Origin of the sequence: Carnobacterium inhibens subsp. inhibens DSM 13024 (assembly GCF_000746825.1) — a bacterium.
GTDB lineage: Bacteria > Bacillota > Bacilli > Lactobacillales > Carnobacteriaceae > Carnobacterium_B > Carnobacterium_B inhibens.
This window is the reverse complement of the sequence record NZ_JQIV01000006.1, coordinates 1,689,702-1,707,439: the sequence shown is the minus strand read 5'-3', so window position 1 is coordinate 1,707,439 and position 17,738 is coordinate 1,689,702. Positions and strand designations below refer to the sequence as shown.

Here is a 17,738-nt window from a genome sequence, read left to right as displayed (position 1 = left end):
GTAAGAAACCAGAAACACACCGAAAAGTTTTAAAAATGAGTTTTTTTAAGGTTCTCATCGTAAGATGAGTATTGAACATTAACGATTAACCATAGGTTAAGTTAATAAGGGCGCACGGTGAATGCCTTGGCACTAGGAGCCGATGAAGGACGGGACTAACGCCGATATGCTTTGGGGAGCTGTAAGTAAGCTTTGATCCAAAGATTTCCGAATGGGGGAACCCAGCATCTTTGATAGGATGTTACTGCTAACTGAATACATAGGTTAGTAGAGGTAGACGCAGAGAACTGAAACATCTAAGTACCTGCAGGAAGAGAAAGAAAAATCGATTCCCTGAGTAGCGGCGAGCGAAACGGGAATAGCCCAAACCAGAAAGCTTGCTTTCTGGGGTTGTAGGACTGAACACATAGAGTCATAAATGGATTTGGTAGGAGAAGCGACCTGGAAAGGTCTGCCGAAGAAGGTAAAAGCCCTGTATCCGAAACCACATCCACTCTGATCAGTATCCTGAGTACGGCGGAACACGAGAAATTCCGTCGGAATCCGGGAGGACCATCTCCCAAGGCTAAATACTCCCTAGTGACCGATAGTGAACCAGTACCGTGAGGGAAAGGTGAAAAGAACCTCGGAAGAGGAGTGAAATAGCCCCTGAAACCGTGTGCCTACAAATAGTTAAAGCCCGTTAATGGGTGATAGCGTGCCTTTTGTAGAATGAACCGGCGAGTTACGATCCCATGCGAGGTTAAGTTGATGAGACGGAGCCGTAGCGAAAGCGAGTCTGAATAGGGCGAATGAGTATGTGGTCGTAGACCCGAAACCAAGTGATCTACCCATGTCCAGGTTGAAGGTGCGGTAATACGCACTGGAGGACCGAACCCACGTATGTTGAAAAATGCGGGGATGAGGTGTGGGTAGCGGAGAAATTCCAATCGAACTTGGAGATAGCTGGTTCTCTCCGAAATAGCTTTAGGGCTAGCCTCGGAATTAGAATCATGGAGGTAGAGCAACTGTTTGGACTAGGGGCCCTTCTCGGGTTACCGAATTCAGATAAACTCCGAATGCCATTGATTTATATCCGGGAGTCAGACTGCGAGTGATAAGATCCGTAGTCGAAAGGGAAACAGCCCAGACCACCAGCTAAGGTCCCAAAGTTTATGTTAAGTGGAAAAGGATGTGGAGTTGCTTAGACAACTAGGATGTTGGCTCAGAAGCAGCCATCATTTAAAGAGTGCGTAATAGCTCACTAGTCGAGTGACCCTGCGCCGAAAATTTACCGGGGCTAAACATAACACCGAAGCTGTGGATAGAACCATTGGTTCTATGGTAGGAGAGCGTTCTAAGGGCGTTGAAGCTAGATCGTGAGGACTAGTGGAGCGCTTAGAAGTGAGAATGCCGGTATGAGTAGCGAAAGACGGGTGAGAATCCCGTCCACCGAATGACTAAGGTTTCCTGGGGAAGGCTCGTCCTCCCAGGGTTAGTCGGGACCTAAGTCGAGGCCGAATGGCGTAGACGATGGACAACAGGTTGAGATTCCTGTACCAGTTTGTTTTGTTTGAACAATGGAGGGACACAGTAGGCTAAGGAATACGCGCTGTTGGATATGCGCGTCCAAGCAACAAGTTTTGAAGTGAGTCAAATGCTTGCTTCTTTAAGAACAAGTTGTGATGGGGAGGGAAATTAAGTACCGAAGTTCCCGATGTCACACTGTCAAGAAAAGCTTCTAGTTAGAAACAAACTGCCCGTACCGCAAACCGACACAGGTAGTCGAGGAGAGAATCCTAAGGTGTGCGAGAGAACTCTCGTTAAGGAACTCGGCAAAATGACCCCGTAACTTCGGGAGAAGGGGTGCTGACCAATTGGTCAGCCGCAGTGAATAGGCCCAGGCGACTGTTTATCAAAAACACAGGTCTCTGCAAAATCGTAAGATGACGTATAGGGGCTGACGCCTGCCCGGTGCTGGAAGGTTAAGAGGATGGGTTAGCTCTCGGGCGAAGCTCAGAATTGAAGCCCCAGTAAACGGCGGCCGTAACTATAACGGTCCTAAGGTAGCGAAATTCCTTGTCGGGTAAGTTCCGACCCGCACGAAAGGCGTAACGATCTGGGCACTGTCTCAACGAGAGACTCGGTGAAATTATAGTACCTGTGAAGATGCAGGTTACCCGCGACAGGACGGAAAGACCCCATGGAGCTTTACTGCAGTTTGATATTGAGTGTTTGTACAGCTTGTACAGGATAGGTAGGAGCCATTGAAGCCAGGACGCCAGTCTTGGTGGAGGCGTTGGTGGGATACTACCCTTGCTGTATGACCACTCTAACCCACAGCCCTTATCGGGCTGGGAGACAGTGTCTGACGGGCAGTTTGACTGGGGCGGTCGCCTCCTAAAGTGTAACGGAGGCGCCCAAAGGTTCCCTCAGAATGGTTGGAAATCATTCGCAGAGTGTAAAGGCATAAGGGAGCTTGACTGCGAGACCTACAAGTCGAGCAGGGACGAAAGTCGGGCTTAGTGATCCGGTGGTTCCGCATGGAAGGGCCATCGCTCAACGGATAAAAGCTACCCTGGGGATAACAGGCTTATCTCCCCCAAGAGTCCACATCGACGGGGAGGTTTGGCACCTCGATGTCGGCTCATCGCATCCTGGGGCTGTAGTCGGTCCCAAGGGTTGGGCTGTTCGCCCATTAAAGCGGTACGCGAGCTGGGTTCAGAACGTCGTGAGACAGTTCGGTCCCTATCCGTCGCGGGCGTAGGAAATTTGAGAGGAGCTGTCCTTAGTACGAGAGGACCGGGATGGACACACCTCTGGTGTACCAGTTGTTCTGCCAAGGGCATTGCTGGGTAGCTATGTGTGGACGGGATAAACGCTGAAAGCATCTAAGCGTGAAGCCCCCCTCAAGATGAGATTTCCCATCACGTAAGTGAGTAAGACCCCTGAGAGATGATCAGGTTGATAGGTTGGAAGTGGAAGTCTAGCGATAGATGGAGCGGACCAATACTAATCGGTCGAGGACTTAACCAAAGAATAAACGGTGTACGACGGTTTCTAAACGAAGAACAAACTTTTAACTTATCCAGTTTTGAGAGAACAACGTTCTCTAGATTGAAATTTGTGTGGTGGCGATGGCAAGAAGGTCACACCTGTTCCCATGCCGAACACAGCAGTTAAGCTTCTTAGCGCCGATGGTAGTGAAGGGTTTCCCTTTGTGAGAGTAGGACGCTGCCACGCAAACAAAAAGACATCATCTTCGGATGGTGTCTTTTTTTGTGTTCGAATAAGAATGTTAAATAGAATATCATAGATAAAATAATAACCAAGCCTTTCAAGAGATCTAGAATTGTGTCACGTGAAACAATTCAAAAATAAGTTGATAAAATAAAGAGCTGAAACGGTTCAAATTTTTATCTAAATATTCCAATGGTTATGCGTATTAGATAGACTTAACAATTTTTCTTCAAATGGTAAGTAAATAGAAATTAAGTCTAAGAAAAATAAAATGATTAAATAGTATTAATGGGTAAGGTTGTATTCTTAAGTATAAAAATACACTCCGAAAGTTCGAACTTTTGGAGTGTACCTCACTATATCTATTAGATAAGATAAGTAGATTTAAATTACTTAATTACTTCTTGAGTTTCTGGATCAAAGAAGTGACATTTGTTTAAGTTGAAGGATAGGTCAATAAATTCTCCAGGTTCATGGAAATCTCTAGCATCAACTTTTGAAATAAATTCAGTACCATCAACTTTAGTATAAAGCATAGTTTCAGCTCCAAGTAATTCTGATACCACTACTTCAGCATGAACGATACTATCAGGATTAGCATCTAAAACAATTTGTTCGCTATGAATATCTTCTGGACGAATACCGAAAATCAATTTCTTACCATCATAACCTTTAGATATAAGATTTTTTGCATTTCTTTCATCAACTTTGATAGACAATCCTTGACCATTAGAAATAATATTATTATTTAAAGTAACATCAAAGAAATTCATTGCTGGAGAACCAATAAATCCTGCAACAAAGACATTAACTGGTGTATTGTAAACTTCTTTAGGAGTACCGATTTGTTGAACAAATCCATCTTTCATGATAACAATACGGTCTGCCATAGTCATCGCTTCTGTTTGGTCATGAGTAACATAGATAGTAGTTGTATCTAGACGACGGTGCAGTTTTGCAATCTCTGCACGCATAGCTACACGTAACTTAGCATCTAAATTTGATAAAGGTTCGTCCATTAAGAATACTTTGGCATCACGAACGATAGCACGTCCTAATGCAACACGTTGACGTTGTCCACCAGATAATGCAGCAGGTTTACGTTTTAAGTAATCAGTTAAACCTAAAATCTCAGCAGCTTCTTCAACACGTTGTTTAATTTCTTCTTTTTTGTATTTACGTAATTTTAAACCAAAAGCCATATTATCGTATACAGTCATATGAGGGTATAAGGCATAGTTTTGGAAAACCATCGCAATATCGCGGTCTTTTGGAGCAACATCATTGACTAATTTGTCTCCAATGTATAATTCGCCTTCTGAAATGTCTTCAAGTCCAGCAACCATACGTAATGTAGTTGATTTCCCACAACCAGAGGGACCAACAAATACAATAAACTCTTTATCTTTAATATCTAAATTAAAGTCTGTTACAGAAAGAAAATCATTATTTTCATATTTTTTATTAATATTTTTTAGTGCGATTTCTACCATTTTTTTCACTTATCCTCTCTTAAATAGCTAAGTTATTATAAAACAATCATAATGTAAACGCTGTTTTAACGAAAGGGGAATCTGCACAAAACTTTTTGTAAATAGTTGTGCATGTTGCACATACAAAGAAAAATTGAGGAAAGAGGAGTAGAATATTCAATAGTAAATCGCTAGTTGAATCATTTTTTGTTATAATCAAAGAGTTAATGAATAGTATGCGAAATGAGGAAATTTAAAGATATGGAAAAGAAACGCGGATTTGAAATAGTAACAGCTTATAAAACAAAAGGTATAAACTTACCAGTAAGAGCAACCAATCATGCAGCAGGCTATGATTTTGAAGCTGCTGAAGATACGATCGTACCTTCAATTTGGAAAGTTTTGTTTAAAGGTATGACTCGAGAAATAAAACAAAAAGAAAATGAAGCTTCACTTTTAGAACAAAATAAAAAATATTTAAAACCCACACTTGTACCAACAGGCATCAAAGCGTATATGGGAGAAGATGAATACTTGCAATTAGCAAATCGTTCAAGTAATCCAATCAAACACCAATTGGTTTTACCGAATGGGGTAGGGATTATTGATTCAGATTACTACAACAATGAAAACAACGAAGGTCACATATATTTTCAATTTATTCATTTTGGTTTAACAGACCATGTAGTGAAGAAAGGTGACCGAATTGGCCAAGGAATTTTTATACCATTCTTGAAAGCAGATGTGGATAAAGAAAGCGGAAAAGTCCGTTCTGGTGGTTTCGGTTCTTCTGGAAGATAAAATTCATGTTATTCCTTACTCTACCGTTCAATTCATTAGTTGAAATCCGGATTGGAACTAAATTGAAGAATGACAGAAATTTAATTTTGATTTTTTAGTGAACTTAGTTTGAATTAACTGGCTTTTAATGCTTTCAACGCCTATTCTAATCGCTTTTATGTTAAAATAAAACTAAATCGTTTTTTAAAACTCTGAAGGTGAGGCTGAATAGGTGGCAAAAAAGAAAACAACAAAGTTTGTCTGCCAAGCATGTGGTTATGAATCACCTAAATGGATGGGTCGTTGTCCAAATTGCGGCAGTTGGAACCAAATGGAAGAAGAAATCGTTGCAGATAAAAATGATCGTAGAAGTCGTGTCAGTATGACAGGTAAAACGGCTAAGGCTGAAGCAATTCAAGACATAAATGTATCTAAAGTTCCCAGAGTCAAAACAGAATTAAAAGAGTTGAATCGTGTTTTAGGCGGTGGAGTAGTTCCAGGCTCATTAGTTTTGATCGGAGGAGATCCTGGTATCGGAAAATCAACTCTCTTACTGCAAGTTTCCGCTCAACTGAATCTAGCAGGTGGAAAAGTGTTATACGTAAGTGGTGAAGAGAGCGCTAGCCAGATTAAAATGCGGGCGAATCGATTGGGTGTTAAAGGTGCTGACTTTTATATTTATCCAGAAACGGATATGGGTGCTATAAGACAAACAATTGAAGATTTGAAACCTGATTATGTTATTATTGATTCTATTCAAACTATGAATCAACCAGATATCACTGGAGTAGTAGGAAGTGTTTCTCAAGTTAGAGAAAGCACAGCTGATTTAATGAAAATTGCAAAAACGAATAATATTGCTATTTTTATAGTGGGACATGTTACAAAAGAAGGGGCTATCGCTGGTCCACGTATGTTGGAACATATGGTAGACACCGTATTGTATTTTGAAGGAGAAAGGCATCATACTTTCCGTATTTTAAGAGCTGTTAAAAACCGATTTGGCTCTACCAATGAGATTGGGATCTTTGAAATGCGTGAAGGTGGGTTAGTTGAAGTGTTAAACCCTTCAGAAATGTTTCTAGAGGAACGGTTATCTGGAGCTACAGGATCTGCTGTAGTGGCTTCAATGGAAGGATCGCGACCAATTTTAGCTGAAATCCAGTCGTTGATCACACCGACTGCTTTTGGGAATGCTAAGCGAACAGCAAGTGGCTTAGATCATAATCGTGTATCGTTGATTATGGCGGTGTTGGAAAAAAGAGCAGGATTGTTGTTGCAAAACCAAGATGCCTATTTAAAATCAGCAGGTGGCGTAAAATTAGATGAACCTGCGATCGACTTAGCGATCGCCATCAGTGTCGCTTCTAGTTACCAAGAAAAAGAAACAAAAGAAACCGACTGTTTTATCGGAGAAATCGGCTTGACCGGAGAAATCAGACGTGTGAGCCGAATTGAACAAAGGGTAAATGAAGCGACTAAACTAGGGTTTAAACGCATCATGATTCCGAAAAATAATATTGGCGGATGGGAATTCCCTAGTAATGTAGATATTATTGGAGTGACAACTATTTCTGAAGCAATAAAGAAAGCTTTTTCTTAAATAAAGCAAAATAAAATGAGAAAGTTCCTGTTCTTTTTGTAGAACAGGAGCCCCATTTATAAAGGAGGAATACTTTTGGTAAAAAAAATTATAACCGGTATATTCATATTGATCGGTGGAAGTATTGGAGCAAGTTTGATGCCGATTGCCTGGGATATGGCAGGGGTTGAAAATCTTTACATCAACAATGTAGTCACAAATATTCTGATTGGTGCTATTATATTTTTATTTATTTCTTTTTTATCAGTGACATACATTGAACAAGCCTTTAAAAAAATCGAAACTTTTTTAAGTCAACAAAGTGTGACCTATTTATTATTTGGGAGTTTAGGAACGATCATAGGATTGGTGCTGGCTTGGCTAATTAGTGTGGTCCTAATTGGTATGAATATTCGAGTTATTAGTGATGTAATACCTTTTATACTTGTTATTGGTTTTGCTTACTTAGGGTTTCGTGTTGGAACAACACGTAGAGACGAGTGGCGTAAGCTTTTTCAACCGAAGGTAAAAAAGAATACGGAAGATGAAGATGGAAAAGTTTTAGAGCGTAGAGCAGATGAGACTTTTCGTAAATATAAAATATTAGATACAAGCGTTATTATTGATGGAAGAATCTATGATATTGCAAAAACAGGTTTTCTTGAAGGAACGATTTTGATTCCTAATTTTGTTTTACAAGAATTGCAGTACATTGCAGATTCCTCTGATAGTTTAAAACGAGTACGTGGACGTAGAGGATTAGATATCTTGAATGCATTGCAAAAAGAAAATGACATGCAAGTTGAAATGTACGACGGAGACTTTGAAGACATTACAGAAGTAGACAGCAAATTAATTAAACTAGCTAAATTATTAGACGGTGTTGTGGTAACAAATGACTACAACTTAAACAAAGTGAGTGAGTTCCAAAATGTACCGGTATTAAACATAAACGAATTGGCTAATGCTGTGAAGCCAGTCGTTATTCCAGGCGAAAACATGACGGTCATGATCGTTAAAGCTGGAACAGAACGCAGTCAAGGAGTAGCATACTTAGATGACGGAACCATGATCGTTGTTGAAGAAGGACAACACTTTATGAATAAAACAATTGAAGTTGTCGTAACCAGTGCGCTTCAAACAGCTGCTGGACGTATGATTTTTGCAAAACCGGTTCATTCTCAAAAAGGCATTAAAGATAGAGAGTAGGAAGTGATGCGATGAATAAGGACTATGAGCTGATTTTATTGGCAGCTGGTCATGGGAGACGCATGAGATCTTCTAAGAATAAAATTTTATTGCCTTTACTAGATAAGCCGTTGATTGAATACCCATTGAATATTTTTTTAAAAGATGAGTATTGCAGCCACATCATTTTAGTTGTAAAAGAAGATGAAGTTGAATTGATCAATGATTTATTGCGACAAGAGCAGATGTTCAGTGGAAAAAAAATCACCATAGCAATAGGCGGAACGGAACGACAGCATAGCGTCTACAATGGATTGAAAAAATTGAATAATAAAATATCGGGTATCGTAATGATCCATGATGGTGCAAGGCCTTTTATTGAACTGGAAGCTGTTCATCGATTGTACAAAGAAGTTCAAAAGATGGGGGCTGCTATTTTAGGAGTACCTGCTAAAGATACGATTAAAGCTGTTTACCCAAACCAGACTGTCAAGGTGACTTTGCCCAGAAGTGAATTATGGCAGATACAGACTCCCCAAGCGTTTAAAAGCTCCATAGTTCTGCAAGCTCATGAAAAAGCTAAAGAAGATCATTTTTTAGGCACAGATGATGCTTCATTAGTAGAACGAATAGAAAAAGAAATAGTAGTAATAGAAGGGTCCTATGATAATATAAAGATAACGACTCCTGAAGATATGGTAACTGGAAAAGCTATTTTGCTCCATAGAAAACAGCAAAAGAAGTAAAGGGAGGTTAGCTTATGATTCGCGTAGGACAAGGTTATGATGTTCATCAATTGGTAAGGGATAGAAGCTTAATCATTGGTGGAGTAACAATTCCTTATGAATATGGATTGTTGGGTCATTCTGATGCTGACGTGTTGCTTCATGCTATTATTGATGCCTTATTAGGGGCTGCTGGCAAAGGAGATATAGGCTATCATTTTCCGGATACAGATGAACAATTTAAAAATGTCGATTCAAGAGAGTTATTACGTAAGGTATGGCGTTTGTTAAAACAAGAAGGTTATACGATTGGAAATATTGATGCAACTGTTTTAGCTGAAAGGCCGAAATTAGCTCCTTATTTAGCTGAAATGAAAGAAAACATAGCTTATGATTGTCAAACTAGTATCCAGCATGTTAACGTAAAGGCGACAACTTCAGAAACAATGGGTTTTATTGGTCGAAAAGAAGGCCTTGCAGCTATGGCTGTTTGTTTATTAGAGAAACAAGATAGAACCCCTTCGCCTATTTAATAAGAATAAGTGAGCTTAGAGTTAACCTAATAGAGAATAAAAAAACTATAAGAAAAGAGGAAATAAATTATGACAAAAAAAATTCGTGTACGTTATGCGCCAAGCCCAACAGGATATCTACATATAGGAAACGCGCGTACAGCGTTATTTAACTATTTATACGCACGACACAATGGTGGAGACTTCATTATCCGTATTGAAGATACAGACCAAAAACGAAATATTGAAGGCGGAGAAACTAGCCAATTAGAAAACTTGAAATGGTTAGGGATGGATTGGGATGAAAGCCCTAATAATCCTGGAGACTTTGGTCCGTATCGTCAATCTGAACGTAGAGAGATCTATGATCCATTAGTAGAACAATTATTATTAAGCAATCGTGCGTACAAATGTTACTGTTCTGAAGAAGAGTTAGAAGAAGAACGTGAAGCCCAAAGAGCTAGAGGAGAAATGCCTCATTACGGTGGTAAATGTGCTCATTTAACAGCTAAAGAAAAACAAGAAAAAGAAGCAGCTGGAATTGAACCAGTTATTCGTTTCCGTGTGGTTAAAGAAAACACGTATAGTTTTGAAGACATCGTGAAAGGCCCTATCTCATTTGAAGCAGAAAGTATAGGAGGAGACTTTGTTATCGTGAAACGCGATGGCATGCCAACATACAATTTTGCTGTTGCCGTAGATGACCATTTTATGGAAATTACTCATGTTTTACGTGGAGATGACCATATTGCCAATACGCCAAAACAATTAATGATCTATGAAGCTTTTGGTTGGGAAGCTCCTCAATTTGGACACATGACATTGATCATCAATAGTGAAACAGGTAAAAAATTAAGCAAACGTGATGGAAACATCTTACAATTTATCGAACAATACCGTGAACTAGGCTATTTACCTGAAGCAATGTTTAACTTTATCTCATTATTGGGATGGTCACCGGTTGGAGAAGAAGAAATCTTTGATCATGATACATTCGTAGAAATGTTTGATCCTAACCGTTTAAGCAAATCTCCAGCTGCATTTGACGCTAAAAAATTGGAATGGATCAACAACCAATACATGAAACAAGCTGATTTAGAAACCGTAACAAAATTAGCTTTGCCGCATTTAATCAAAGCTGGATATGTTGAAGAAGATGCATCTCCAGAGAAAAAAGAATGGGTTCAAAAAGTAGTTGGATTATACCATGAACAAATGAGTTATGGTGCAGAGATCGTTGAATTATCAAGTTTATTCTTTAGTGAAGAACCAGCGATAGACAGCGTAGCAAAAGAAGTTTTAGAAGGCGAAACAGTATCAGAAGTATTAACGGCCTTTTCTAAACAATTAGAAGAAATTCAACCTTTTGATGCAGATGAAATCAAAAAAGCAATCAAAGCTGTTCAAAAAGAAACAGGAATTAAAGGGAAAAATCTCTTTATGCCGATTCGTGTAGCTGTTACAGGGCAATCACACGGACCAGAAATCGGACCAACCATTGAACTTCTTGGCCGAGAAAAAGCGCAAGCTCATTTACAAGCTGCATTAGCAAAACTATAGAATTAAGAAGTAGAGCACAAAAATTTTAGTCAAAAAATGCTGAGTTAAATAATAGTAAAGACGATGACGAGAAAGAGTAACCCTATCAACATCCAAAGAGAGTCTGTGCTGGTGGAAGCAGATGGTGGTGATCGGGTGAAGTGCATCTCTGAGTTAGAGAGTTGAATAAAGTAGACTCTTATCGGTTAACACCCGTTAGCGTGTCAAAGGTCGTTTGTTCTATTCAGTAGGAAGAAGACGATAAAGAAAAGTGGAACCACGCAGTAGCGTCTTTTATATATAAGACGCTACTTTTTTTGTAAAGTAAATTAATTGCAGAAAGAAACCAATAAGGTGGAATAATCTATGAGGAGATTAAGAGAAGACATTCAAACAATCAAAAAGAATGATCCCTCAGTAAAAAGTACAATTGAAATTCTATTAACGTATCCTAGTTTTTACGCGATTTTATTTCATCGATGGGCCCATTTTTTATACCAACGTAACGGCTTTTTGATCAGTCGTGTCTTAGCTAATTTTTCTCGCTTTTTAACCGGCATTGAAATCCATCCTGGAGCAGTATTAGGCAGAAGAGTGTTCATTGATCATGGTATGGGTGTTGTCATTGGAGAAACAGCTGAAGTGGGTGATGAAGTTGTTATTTTTCATGGTGTGACATTAGGTGGAACTGGGAAAGATAAAGGAAAACGTCATCCTACGATTGGAAACAATGTTTTATTGTCAGCCCATGTACAAGTTTTGGGTCCTATTAGGATTGGAGATAATTCAAAAATTGGCGCATCAGCAGTAGTTTTAGAAGAGATACCGGCTAATTCAACTGCAGTTGGGATTCCTGCTAAAGTAGTCAAATTAAATGGAGAAAAACTTTCCCATTAAAAATCTGTCTTTAAATAGAAAAGGAGAGCAGCTATGCTAAAAATCTATAATACATTAACGAGAAAAAAAGAAGAGTTTGTTCCAATAGAAGAAGGCAAAGTATCAATGTATGTTTGTGGACCAACAGTTTATAATTATATTCATATTGGTAATGCTCGCAGTACAGTTGCTTTTGATACCGTTAGAAGATATTTGGAGTACCGAGGCTATGATGTAGCATATGTGTCCAATTTTACAGATGTAGACGATAAAATTATTCGTACAGCAAAAGAAATGAATCTAACAGCTCCAGAAATAGCGGATAAGTTTATTGCAGCTTATCATGAAGATACCCATGCATTAGGAGTAGAAGAAGCAACACATTATCCTCGTGTAATGGAAAATATGTCTGAAATCATTGATTTTATAGCAGTATTGATAAAAAAAGGGTATGCTTATGAAGCAGAAGGTGATGTTTACTACCGCACTAGAAAATTTAAAGAGTATGGAAAATTAAGTGATATCTCAATCGATGACCTAGAAGTTGGAGCAAGCAATCGTTTAAATGACCAAGAAAATAATAAAAAAGAAGATCCGCTAGACTTTGCTTTATGGAAATCGGCTAAAGCAGATGAAATTTCTTGGGAATCTCCTTGGGGAGCAGGGCGTCCAGGCTGGCATATTGAATGTTCTGTAATGGCCACAAAATATTTAGGCGATACAATCGATATTCATGCCGGCGGACAAGACTTAGCCTTCCCACATCATGAAAATGAAATTGCCCAAAGCGAAGCTAAAACAGGTCATCCCTTTGCACATTATTGGATGCATAATGGATTTGTAACGATGGATAATGAAAAAATGAGTAAATCACTTGGCAATTTTGTATTGGTTCACGATATGATCAAACAAATAGATCCCCAAATTTTACGTTTCTTTATGGCAACGACTCAATACCGCAGACCCATTAGTTACAATGATACGACCATTGAAGAAGCTAAAGCTAATTTAACGAAAGTAAGAATGGCTTATGACAACGTCAACTACCGTTTAAAAGATGCAGCTGCAACAAGCGAAGATGATGAAAAAATGCTAAAACAGATCAAATCATTTAAAGCAGATTTTATTAAAGAAATGGACGATGATTTTAATTCTGCTAATGGCATTACAGTCGTTTACGAAATGGCAAAAGCTATGAATATTTATAGCGAACGTGCGTTTGTTTCTAAAGCTGTTCTAGAAGCTATGTTGGATCAGTATCAGGAATTAATTCAAGTATTTGGTATCACTTTTGGGGAAACTGAATTGTTAGATGAAACCATTGAACAATTGATTGAAGAAAGAAATACAGCACGTGCGATGAAAAATTTCCAACGTAGTGATGAGATTAGAGATCAGTTGAAAGAAGAAGGCATTATTTTAGACGATACACCGCAAGGAACAAGATGGAGAAGAGGATAATAAAGATATGACGGAAAAAAACTGGGCATTATTAAATGGGCTAGCATTAGCTTATGTAGGAGATGCCATATACGAAATCTATATTCGCGATTATTTAGTAGGACAAGGATACACAAAGCCAAGTCAATTGCATAAAACAGCGACACATTTTGTATCAGCCAAAGCACAAAGTTTCTTGATGCATGAAATGCTAGCAGTAGAAGGCTTTTTAACGGAAGAAGAAGTAACGATGTACAAACGTGGCCGAAACTCTAAAAGTTATACTTCAGCCAAAAATGCAGATATCACGACTTATCGTGTAGCTACTGGATTTGAATCACTGATGGGATACTTACATTTAGCAAAACAAACCGAGCGTATGGAAGAATTGATCCGTTGGTGTATTAAGAAAGTGGAGGATACAAAAGATGACAAGAGATAATAAAAATTTTGGTAAACGCAACAGCCAGCCTAAAAAGCCGTCTTTTTCAAAAAAACCAGCCCGACAAGCTGTTAAACCAGTTAAAGATGAAGTAGAAGAGCAAGAAACAGATCGTGATTTAGTTGCAGGACGCTTGCCAGCTATTGAAGTATTGAAATCTGAACGTGATATTAATAAAATTTTTCTACAAGAAGGTTTAAGCGGAGCTAAGATGGAAGAAATCCAAAATTTAGCTAAAAAACGCAGTGTTCAAATTTCGTTTGTGCCCAAAACTAAATTGGATCAGTTAGTAGATGGAATGAATCACCAAGGTGTAGTTGTAGCAGCTTCTGCTTTCCAATATGCGACAATTGATGATCTATTCGCAGTAGCAGCTCAAAAAAATGAAGATCCGTTTTTCATTCTTTTAGACGGAGTTGAAGATCCGCATAATTTAGGTTCCATTATGAGAACAGCTGATGCTATCGGAGCACATGGTATCATTATTCCAAAAAGACGTGCTGTAGGATTGACAGCTACGGTAGCCAAAGCTTCTACTGGAGCAATCGAACATGTTCCTGTTGCACGAGTAACGAACCTGGTTCAAGCAATTAAAGAATTAAAAGAACGCGGATTGTGGTTGTATGGAACAGACATGGAAGGTCAAGATTACCGTCAATGGGAAACAACATTGCCAATTGGACTAGTAATGGGCAACGAAGGAAAAGGGATTTCTCGTTTAGTAAAAGAACAAATGGATGGCATGATTACCATACCGATGACTGGTCATGTTCAAAGTCTGAACGCAAGTGTAGCGGCAAGCTTATTAATGTATGAAGTCTATCGTGGAAGAAATAAAATCTAGCTAATGGAATAAAGGAAAGGGGGTCAAATGCTATGAAAAAAGAATTATTGATCGTTGATGGATACAATATTATTGGAGCATGGCCACACTTGGTGAAATTAAAAAATCAAGATAAGATGGAAGATGCTCGAGATGCGTTGTTACATGAACTTTCTAATTACCAAAAGTATACAGGTATAGAAATTCGCGTAGTATTTGACGCTCAATTTGTTCCTGGAATTCAACAGTCGTATCAAAAATATCAATTATCAGTTATTTTCACAAAAGAAGGAGAAACTGCGGATAGTTATATTGAACGGATTGTTGGAATAGAGAGTACCTTGATTATGCAAGTGACCGTTGCAACAAGTGATCTGGCGGAACAATGGGTCGTTTTTCAAAAAGGAGCTTTACGAAAATCAGCTAATGAACTTTTTAGTGACGTTAAACGTGTAAAAAAAGCAATAGAGGCTGACGCAAAAGCTTACCACTTACAGGATTATAGAAGAAACTCACCTTGGACTCACCATCAAATGGACAGATTAGAAAAATTAAGAGATGATCTAACGAAGTACTAAAGTGACTGTTTGTTATTTTGAGAGTTTTCGAGAATGGTAGACAATTGAAATAACTCGCGTTAGGTATCTAATCTTACTAATTTAGCCATTAAAGGAGGAAAAGGTTTGGCAGATGAAGAAGAGACACTCTCTCTTATGAGCGATGAAGAACTGATTCGCAAAATCAAACATGGAGATGGGTATCCGTTCAAAATTTTATTTGAGCGTTATCATCCTCTAGTAATCAAATTAACAAAAGAGTACTATCTTAAAAGTTATGAATCAGAAGATCTTTGGCAAGAAGCACGGATGGTCTTTCATAAAACGATACAAACATACGATTCAGATAAAGGACATACATTTGGAAATTTCTATAAATTAAATTTCAAACACCATATCTTCAGTTTGATTCGAAAAGATATGGCAAAGAAAAGAAGAATTGAAAAAATTGTTGAGTCATTAGATAGTATGCTAGAAAAGGGAATGAGTCCTCAATACATAACGAACGCAAAAGAAGGACTATCCGCACTGGATATTTTACAAGTTAAAGAAAAATTAGAGGGCTATCACCATGCATTGTCTAAGTTAGAGCAGCAGGTCTTTTCTCTTTATCTTAATAATAAAGAAATAGACGAGATTGCTGAACAACTGAATTGTGATAGTTTGCAAATAAAAAATGCGTTAGACCGGTGCAAACGTAAAATGAAGCAAACGTTAGATTCTTAACGATTCTATCTAGTTAGTTGTACTTATAGTAGTTTTAAGTAAATAAAAATGAAAGCGGATTCTTTATCTGCTTTAATTCTTAAAAGTAGAAATAGTCTACCATTCTCGTAAGGTTTTAAAATAAAAAGACAAGAATTAGGCTTTAGCCTGTTCTTGTCTTTTTATTTGAATTAGGTGTTTATTTACGATCCGCTAAATATTACGGTTTAATAGTGACTCCGTTACGTCGCGAATAATTTCTTTTTCTGGAGTATTTGGTAATTGATCAATACGTTTTAAAGCCTTTTCTGTGTACTTATGGGCTAAACGTTCAGCTTCCTTTAATCCGCCTAAATCAATCACTAATTGTCGCACTTTCTTTGTGTCCTCGTTGGTCATCTGATCTTTTTTATTAAGCAAGTCTTTAAAAGCAGCATTATTTTTCCGCATAGCATAAATGAGAGGCGAAGAATAAACACCTTGTTTAACATCCTCTAGCACGGGTTTTCCAAATGTATCAGCTGTCTGGGAGTAATCTAAAATATCATCTTTAATTTGAAAAGCCATACCAATATGACTTCCGATATAATAGCAATGTCTAGCAAATCTTTCGTCTTGTCCACTTTCCAAGGCGCCTGAGTAACAAGCTAAAGCAAATAATTGAGCTGTTTTACCAGAGATCTGAGTTAAATAATTTCGAATGGTTATTTTTTTATTGTATCTAAGATGCATTTGATCAATTTCACCCATTAGGATGCGTTCCATCCCTTTAGTGTTGATTTGCATTTGTTTCATAGAATTAGAATAATCTGTTATCAGTTTGAATGACACGGTAAAGAGATAATCACCAGCATATACAGCTACATCTTTGCCGTATTTTGATTGAATGGTTTTTTGACCACGTCGTTTAGGTGAATCATCAATGACATCATCATGGATCAACGTAGCCATATGCAATACTTCAATAGCAGCAGAAAAAGCCCGTGCCCGGCTAGGATCATGATCATCCCCGAATGAGGAAAACAATAGGGTATAAGCTGGCCGAATCAATTTACCTCCTGTATGCATCATATCGACTATAGCGTTCTCGATAGGCTTATTTCTAAGATGGATTTTTGAATCCATCAATTCGATCGTTTGTATCAATTCAGAGTGCAGTTCAGGGTAGGCTTCCCACATAGGATGGATCTGCATGTGTATTCCCCTTTCGTTTCATAAAGTTATGGCGGTAGTATTTAAGAATTTGCATAAGTAGTTTTACGACTACTTTTTTTACTATGGTGTTGAGTATGACTTTGGAAATCTTTTAATGTTCTTACATGAGTCATTAGATAATTAGCAGCAATACCAATAGCAATACCAGACAAAATACCCATGAAGGATAAAATAGGCAAGTAAAGCATAACGGTCCACGTTTGAGCGATCCAACTAGCAACTGCTAATTGGCCAACATTATGCAAGATACCACCTGTAGCACTTATTCCGATAATGCTGACACGTTTTGGCCCCAACATTTTTACGATTAGCATGCCAACATAACTCAATAGAGCTCCGGCACAACTGTACATAAAAGTAGACAAGGTGCCTCCGAGGAGAGTAGTCATAATGAGTCTCATCCAGACTACTGTAAAACTGTCTTTTAAAGGTAACGTAAATATAGCCACAATTGTAATAAGGTTAGCAATTCCAAGTTTTGCACCTGGAGCAAAGGCAAAGGGAAAAGGAATGCTTCTTTCAACTAAACTTAAAATAACAGCTTGAGCTGCCAATAATGCAATATATACAAGTTTTTGGTTTCTATTCATATACACCAGCCCTTATTTAATAAACTCAATGAATTAAGTTATCGCTTGTTTTGATCATTCAGTAAAAATAACA

Annotated in this window: 15 protein-coding genes, 2 rRNA genes and 1 other annotated feature; of the genes, 14 read left to right on the top strand and 3 right to left on the bottom strand. The window is 38.2% G+C overall.

Annotation, left to right across the window (positions count from 1 at the left end):
- Positions 1 to 94 precede the first annotated feature (94 nt).
- A 23S ribosomal RNA gene (locus BR65_RS09400) occupies positions 95 to 3,015 on the top strand.
- Between the two features lie 91 nt (positions 3,016 to 3,106).
- A 5S ribosomal RNA gene (rrf, locus tag BR65_RS09395) occupies positions 3,107 to 3,222 on the top strand.
- A gap of 386 nt (positions 3,223 to 3,608) precedes the next feature.
- Here rrf and BR65_RS09390 read toward each other — a convergent pair.
- Positions 3,609 to 4,712, bottom strand: coding sequence for an ABC transporter ATP-binding protein (locus BR65_RS09390; RefSeq protein WP_034538760.1), 1,104 nt, complete (start codon positions 4,710 to 4,712; stop codon positions 3,609 to 3,611).
- Between the two features lie 240 nt (positions 4,713 to 4,952).
- On the opposite strand from BR65_RS09390, the gene BR65_RS09385 reads away from it, so the two are divergent.
- The 12 genes from BR65_RS09385 (at position 4,953) to BR65_RS09330 (ending at position 15,881) form a co-directional block, all read left to right on the top strand.
- On the top strand, positions 4,953 to 5,492 hold the full coding sequence (locus tag BR65_RS09385) for a dCTP deaminase/dUTPase family protein (protein WP_034537990.1): 540 nt from the start codon (positions 4,953 to 4,955) through the stop codon (positions 5,490 to 5,492).
- A gap of 211 nt (positions 5,493 to 5,703) precedes the next feature.
- Complete coding sequence (gene radA, locus BR65_RS09380) at positions 5,704 to 7,074, top strand: DNA repair protein RadA (RefSeq protein ID WP_023179629.1); 1,371 nt, start codon at positions 5,704 to 5,706, stop codon at positions 7,072 to 7,074.
- A gap of 75 nt (positions 7,075 to 7,149) precedes the next feature.
- Positions 7,150 to 8,262, top strand: a complete 1,113-nt coding sequence (locus tag BR65_RS09375) for a PIN/TRAM domain-containing protein (RefSeq protein ID WP_023179627.1) — start codon at positions 7,150 to 7,152, stop codon at positions 8,260 to 8,262.
- An 11-nt stretch (positions 8,263 to 8,273) separates the two neighbouring features.
- On the top strand, positions 8,274 to 8,987 hold the full coding sequence (gene ispD / locus BR65_RS09370) for a 2-C-methyl-D-erythritol 4-phosphate cytidylyltransferase (protein ID WP_034537989.1): 714 nt from the start codon (positions 8,274 to 8,276) through the stop codon (positions 8,985 to 8,987).
- Positions 8,988 to 9,001: 14 nt separating this feature from the next.
- Positions 9,002 to 9,499, top strand: a complete 498-nt coding sequence (gene ispF / locus BR65_RS09365) for a 2-C-methyl-D-erythritol 2,4-cyclodiphosphate synthase (protein WP_034537988.1) — start codon at positions 9,002 to 9,004, stop codon at positions 9,497 to 9,499.
- A 69-nt stretch (positions 9,500 to 9,568) separates the two neighbouring features.
- Positions 9,569 to 11,038 (top strand): glutamate--tRNA ligase, encoded by a 1,470-nt coding sequence (gene gltX / locus BR65_RS09360; RefSeq protein WP_023179622.1) that lies wholly within the window; start codon positions 9,569 to 9,571, stop codon positions 11,036 to 11,038.
- A gap of 54 nt (positions 11,039 to 11,092) precedes the next feature.
- Positions 11,093 to 11,315: a binding site (T-box leader), on the top strand.
- A 68-nt stretch (positions 11,316 to 11,383) separates the two neighbouring features.
- Positions 11,384 to 11,914, top strand: a complete 531-nt coding sequence (gene epsC, locus BR65_RS09355) for a serine O-acetyltransferase EpsC (protein ID WP_023179620.1) — start codon at positions 11,384 to 11,386, stop codon at positions 11,912 to 11,914.
- A 33-nt stretch (positions 11,915 to 11,947) separates the two neighbouring features.
- Positions 11,948 to 13,354: a cysteine--tRNA ligase gene (gene cysS / locus BR65_RS09350; protein ID WP_023179618.1), complete on the top strand. Its 1,407-nt coding sequence runs from the start codon at positions 11,948 to 11,950 to the stop codon at positions 13,352 to 13,354.
- A 7-nt stretch (positions 13,355 to 13,361) separates the two neighbouring features.
- Positions 13,362 to 13,775, top strand: coding sequence for a Mini-ribonuclease 3 (locus tag BR65_RS09345; protein ID WP_023179616.1), 414 nt, complete (start codon positions 13,362 to 13,364; stop codon positions 13,773 to 13,775).
- Entirely contained in the window at positions 13,762 to 14,619 is an 858-nt protein-coding gene (gene rlmB / locus BR65_RS09340; RefSeq protein WP_034537987.1) for a 23S rRNA (guanosine(2251)-2'-O)-methyltransferase RlmB, read from the top strand. The genes BR65_RS09345 and rlmB overlap by 14 nt, the downstream gene beginning before the upstream one ends.
- 32 nt (positions 14,620 to 14,651) lie before the next feature.
- Positions 14,652 to 15,176, top strand: coding sequence for an NYN domain-containing protein (locus tag BR65_RS09335; RefSeq protein ID WP_023179613.1), 525 nt, complete (start codon positions 14,652 to 14,654; stop codon positions 15,174 to 15,176).
- 105 nt (positions 15,177 to 15,281) lie between these two features.
- Positions 15,282 to 15,881, top strand: coding sequence for a sigma-70 family RNA polymerase sigma factor (locus BR65_RS09330; protein WP_023179611.1), 600 nt, complete (start codon positions 15,282 to 15,284; stop codon positions 15,879 to 15,881).
- A 192-nt stretch (positions 15,882 to 16,073) separates the two neighbouring features.
- Here BR65_RS09330 and BR65_RS09325 read toward each other — a convergent pair whose 3' ends face one another.
- Together BR65_RS09325 and BR65_RS09320 are read right to left on the bottom strand one after the other, a co-directional pair.
- Positions 16,074 to 17,054 carry a polyprenyl synthetase family protein gene (locus BR65_RS09325; RefSeq protein ID WP_023179609.1) on the bottom strand — a complete coding sequence of 327 codons (981 nt, stop codon included), beginning with the start codon at positions 17,052 to 17,054 and terminating at the stop codon, positions 16,074 to 16,076.
- A gap of 41 nt (positions 17,055 to 17,095) precedes the next feature.
- Positions 17,096 to 17,665 carry a Gx transporter family protein gene (locus BR65_RS09320; protein ID WP_034537986.1) on the bottom strand — a complete coding sequence of 190 codons (570 nt, stop codon included), beginning with the start codon at positions 17,663 to 17,665 and terminating at the stop codon, positions 17,096 to 17,098.
- Positions 17,666 to 17,738: the final 73 nt, after the last annotated feature.

Excerpts from the sequence above, each read along its gene's own strand:
- BR65_RS09390 (WP_034538760.1), bottom strand. The coding sequence starts at position 4,712 with ATGGTAGAAATCGCACTAAAAAATATTAATAAAAAATATGAAAATAAT.
- BR65_RS09385 (WP_034537990.1), top strand. The coding sequence starts at position 4,953 with ATGGAAAAGAAACGCGGATTTGAAATAGTAACAGCTTATAAAACAAAA.
- ispD (WP_034537989.1), top strand. The coding sequence starts at position 8,274 with ATGAATAAGGACTATGAGCTGATTTTATTGGCAGCTGGTCATGGGAGA.
- ispF (WP_034537988.1), top strand. The coding sequence starts at position 9,002 with ATGATTCGCGTAGGACAAGGTTATGATGTTCATCAATTGGTAAGGGAT.
- gltX (WP_023179622.1), top strand. The coding sequence starts at position 9,569 with ATGACAAAAAAAATTCGTGTACGTTATGCGCCAAGCCCAACAGGATAT.
- epsC (WP_023179620.1), top strand. The coding sequence starts at position 11,384 with ATGAGGAGATTAAGAGAAGACATTCAAACAATCAAAAAGAATGATCCC.
- cysS (WP_023179618.1), top strand. The coding sequence starts at position 11,948 with ATGCTAAAAATCTATAATACATTAACGAGAAAAAAAGAAGAGTTTGTT.
- BR65_RS09345 (WP_023179616.1), top strand. The coding sequence starts at position 13,362 with ATGACGGAAAAAAACTGGGCATTATTAAATGGGCTAGCATTAGCTTAT.
- rlmB (WP_034537987.1), top strand. The coding sequence starts at position 13,762 with ATGACAAGAGATAATAAAAATTTTGGTAAACGCAACAGCCAGCCTAAA.
- BR65_RS09335 (WP_023179613.1), top strand. The coding sequence starts at position 14,652 with ATGAAAAAAGAATTATTGATCGTTGATGGATACAATATTATTGGAGCA.
- BR65_RS09325 (WP_023179609.1), bottom strand. The coding sequence starts at position 17,054 with ATGCAGATCCATCCTATGTGGGAAGCCTACCCTGAACTGCACTCTGAA.
- BR65_RS09320 (WP_034537986.1), bottom strand. The coding sequence starts at position 17,665 with ATGAATAGAAACCAAAAACTTGTATATATTGCATTATTGGCAGCTCAA.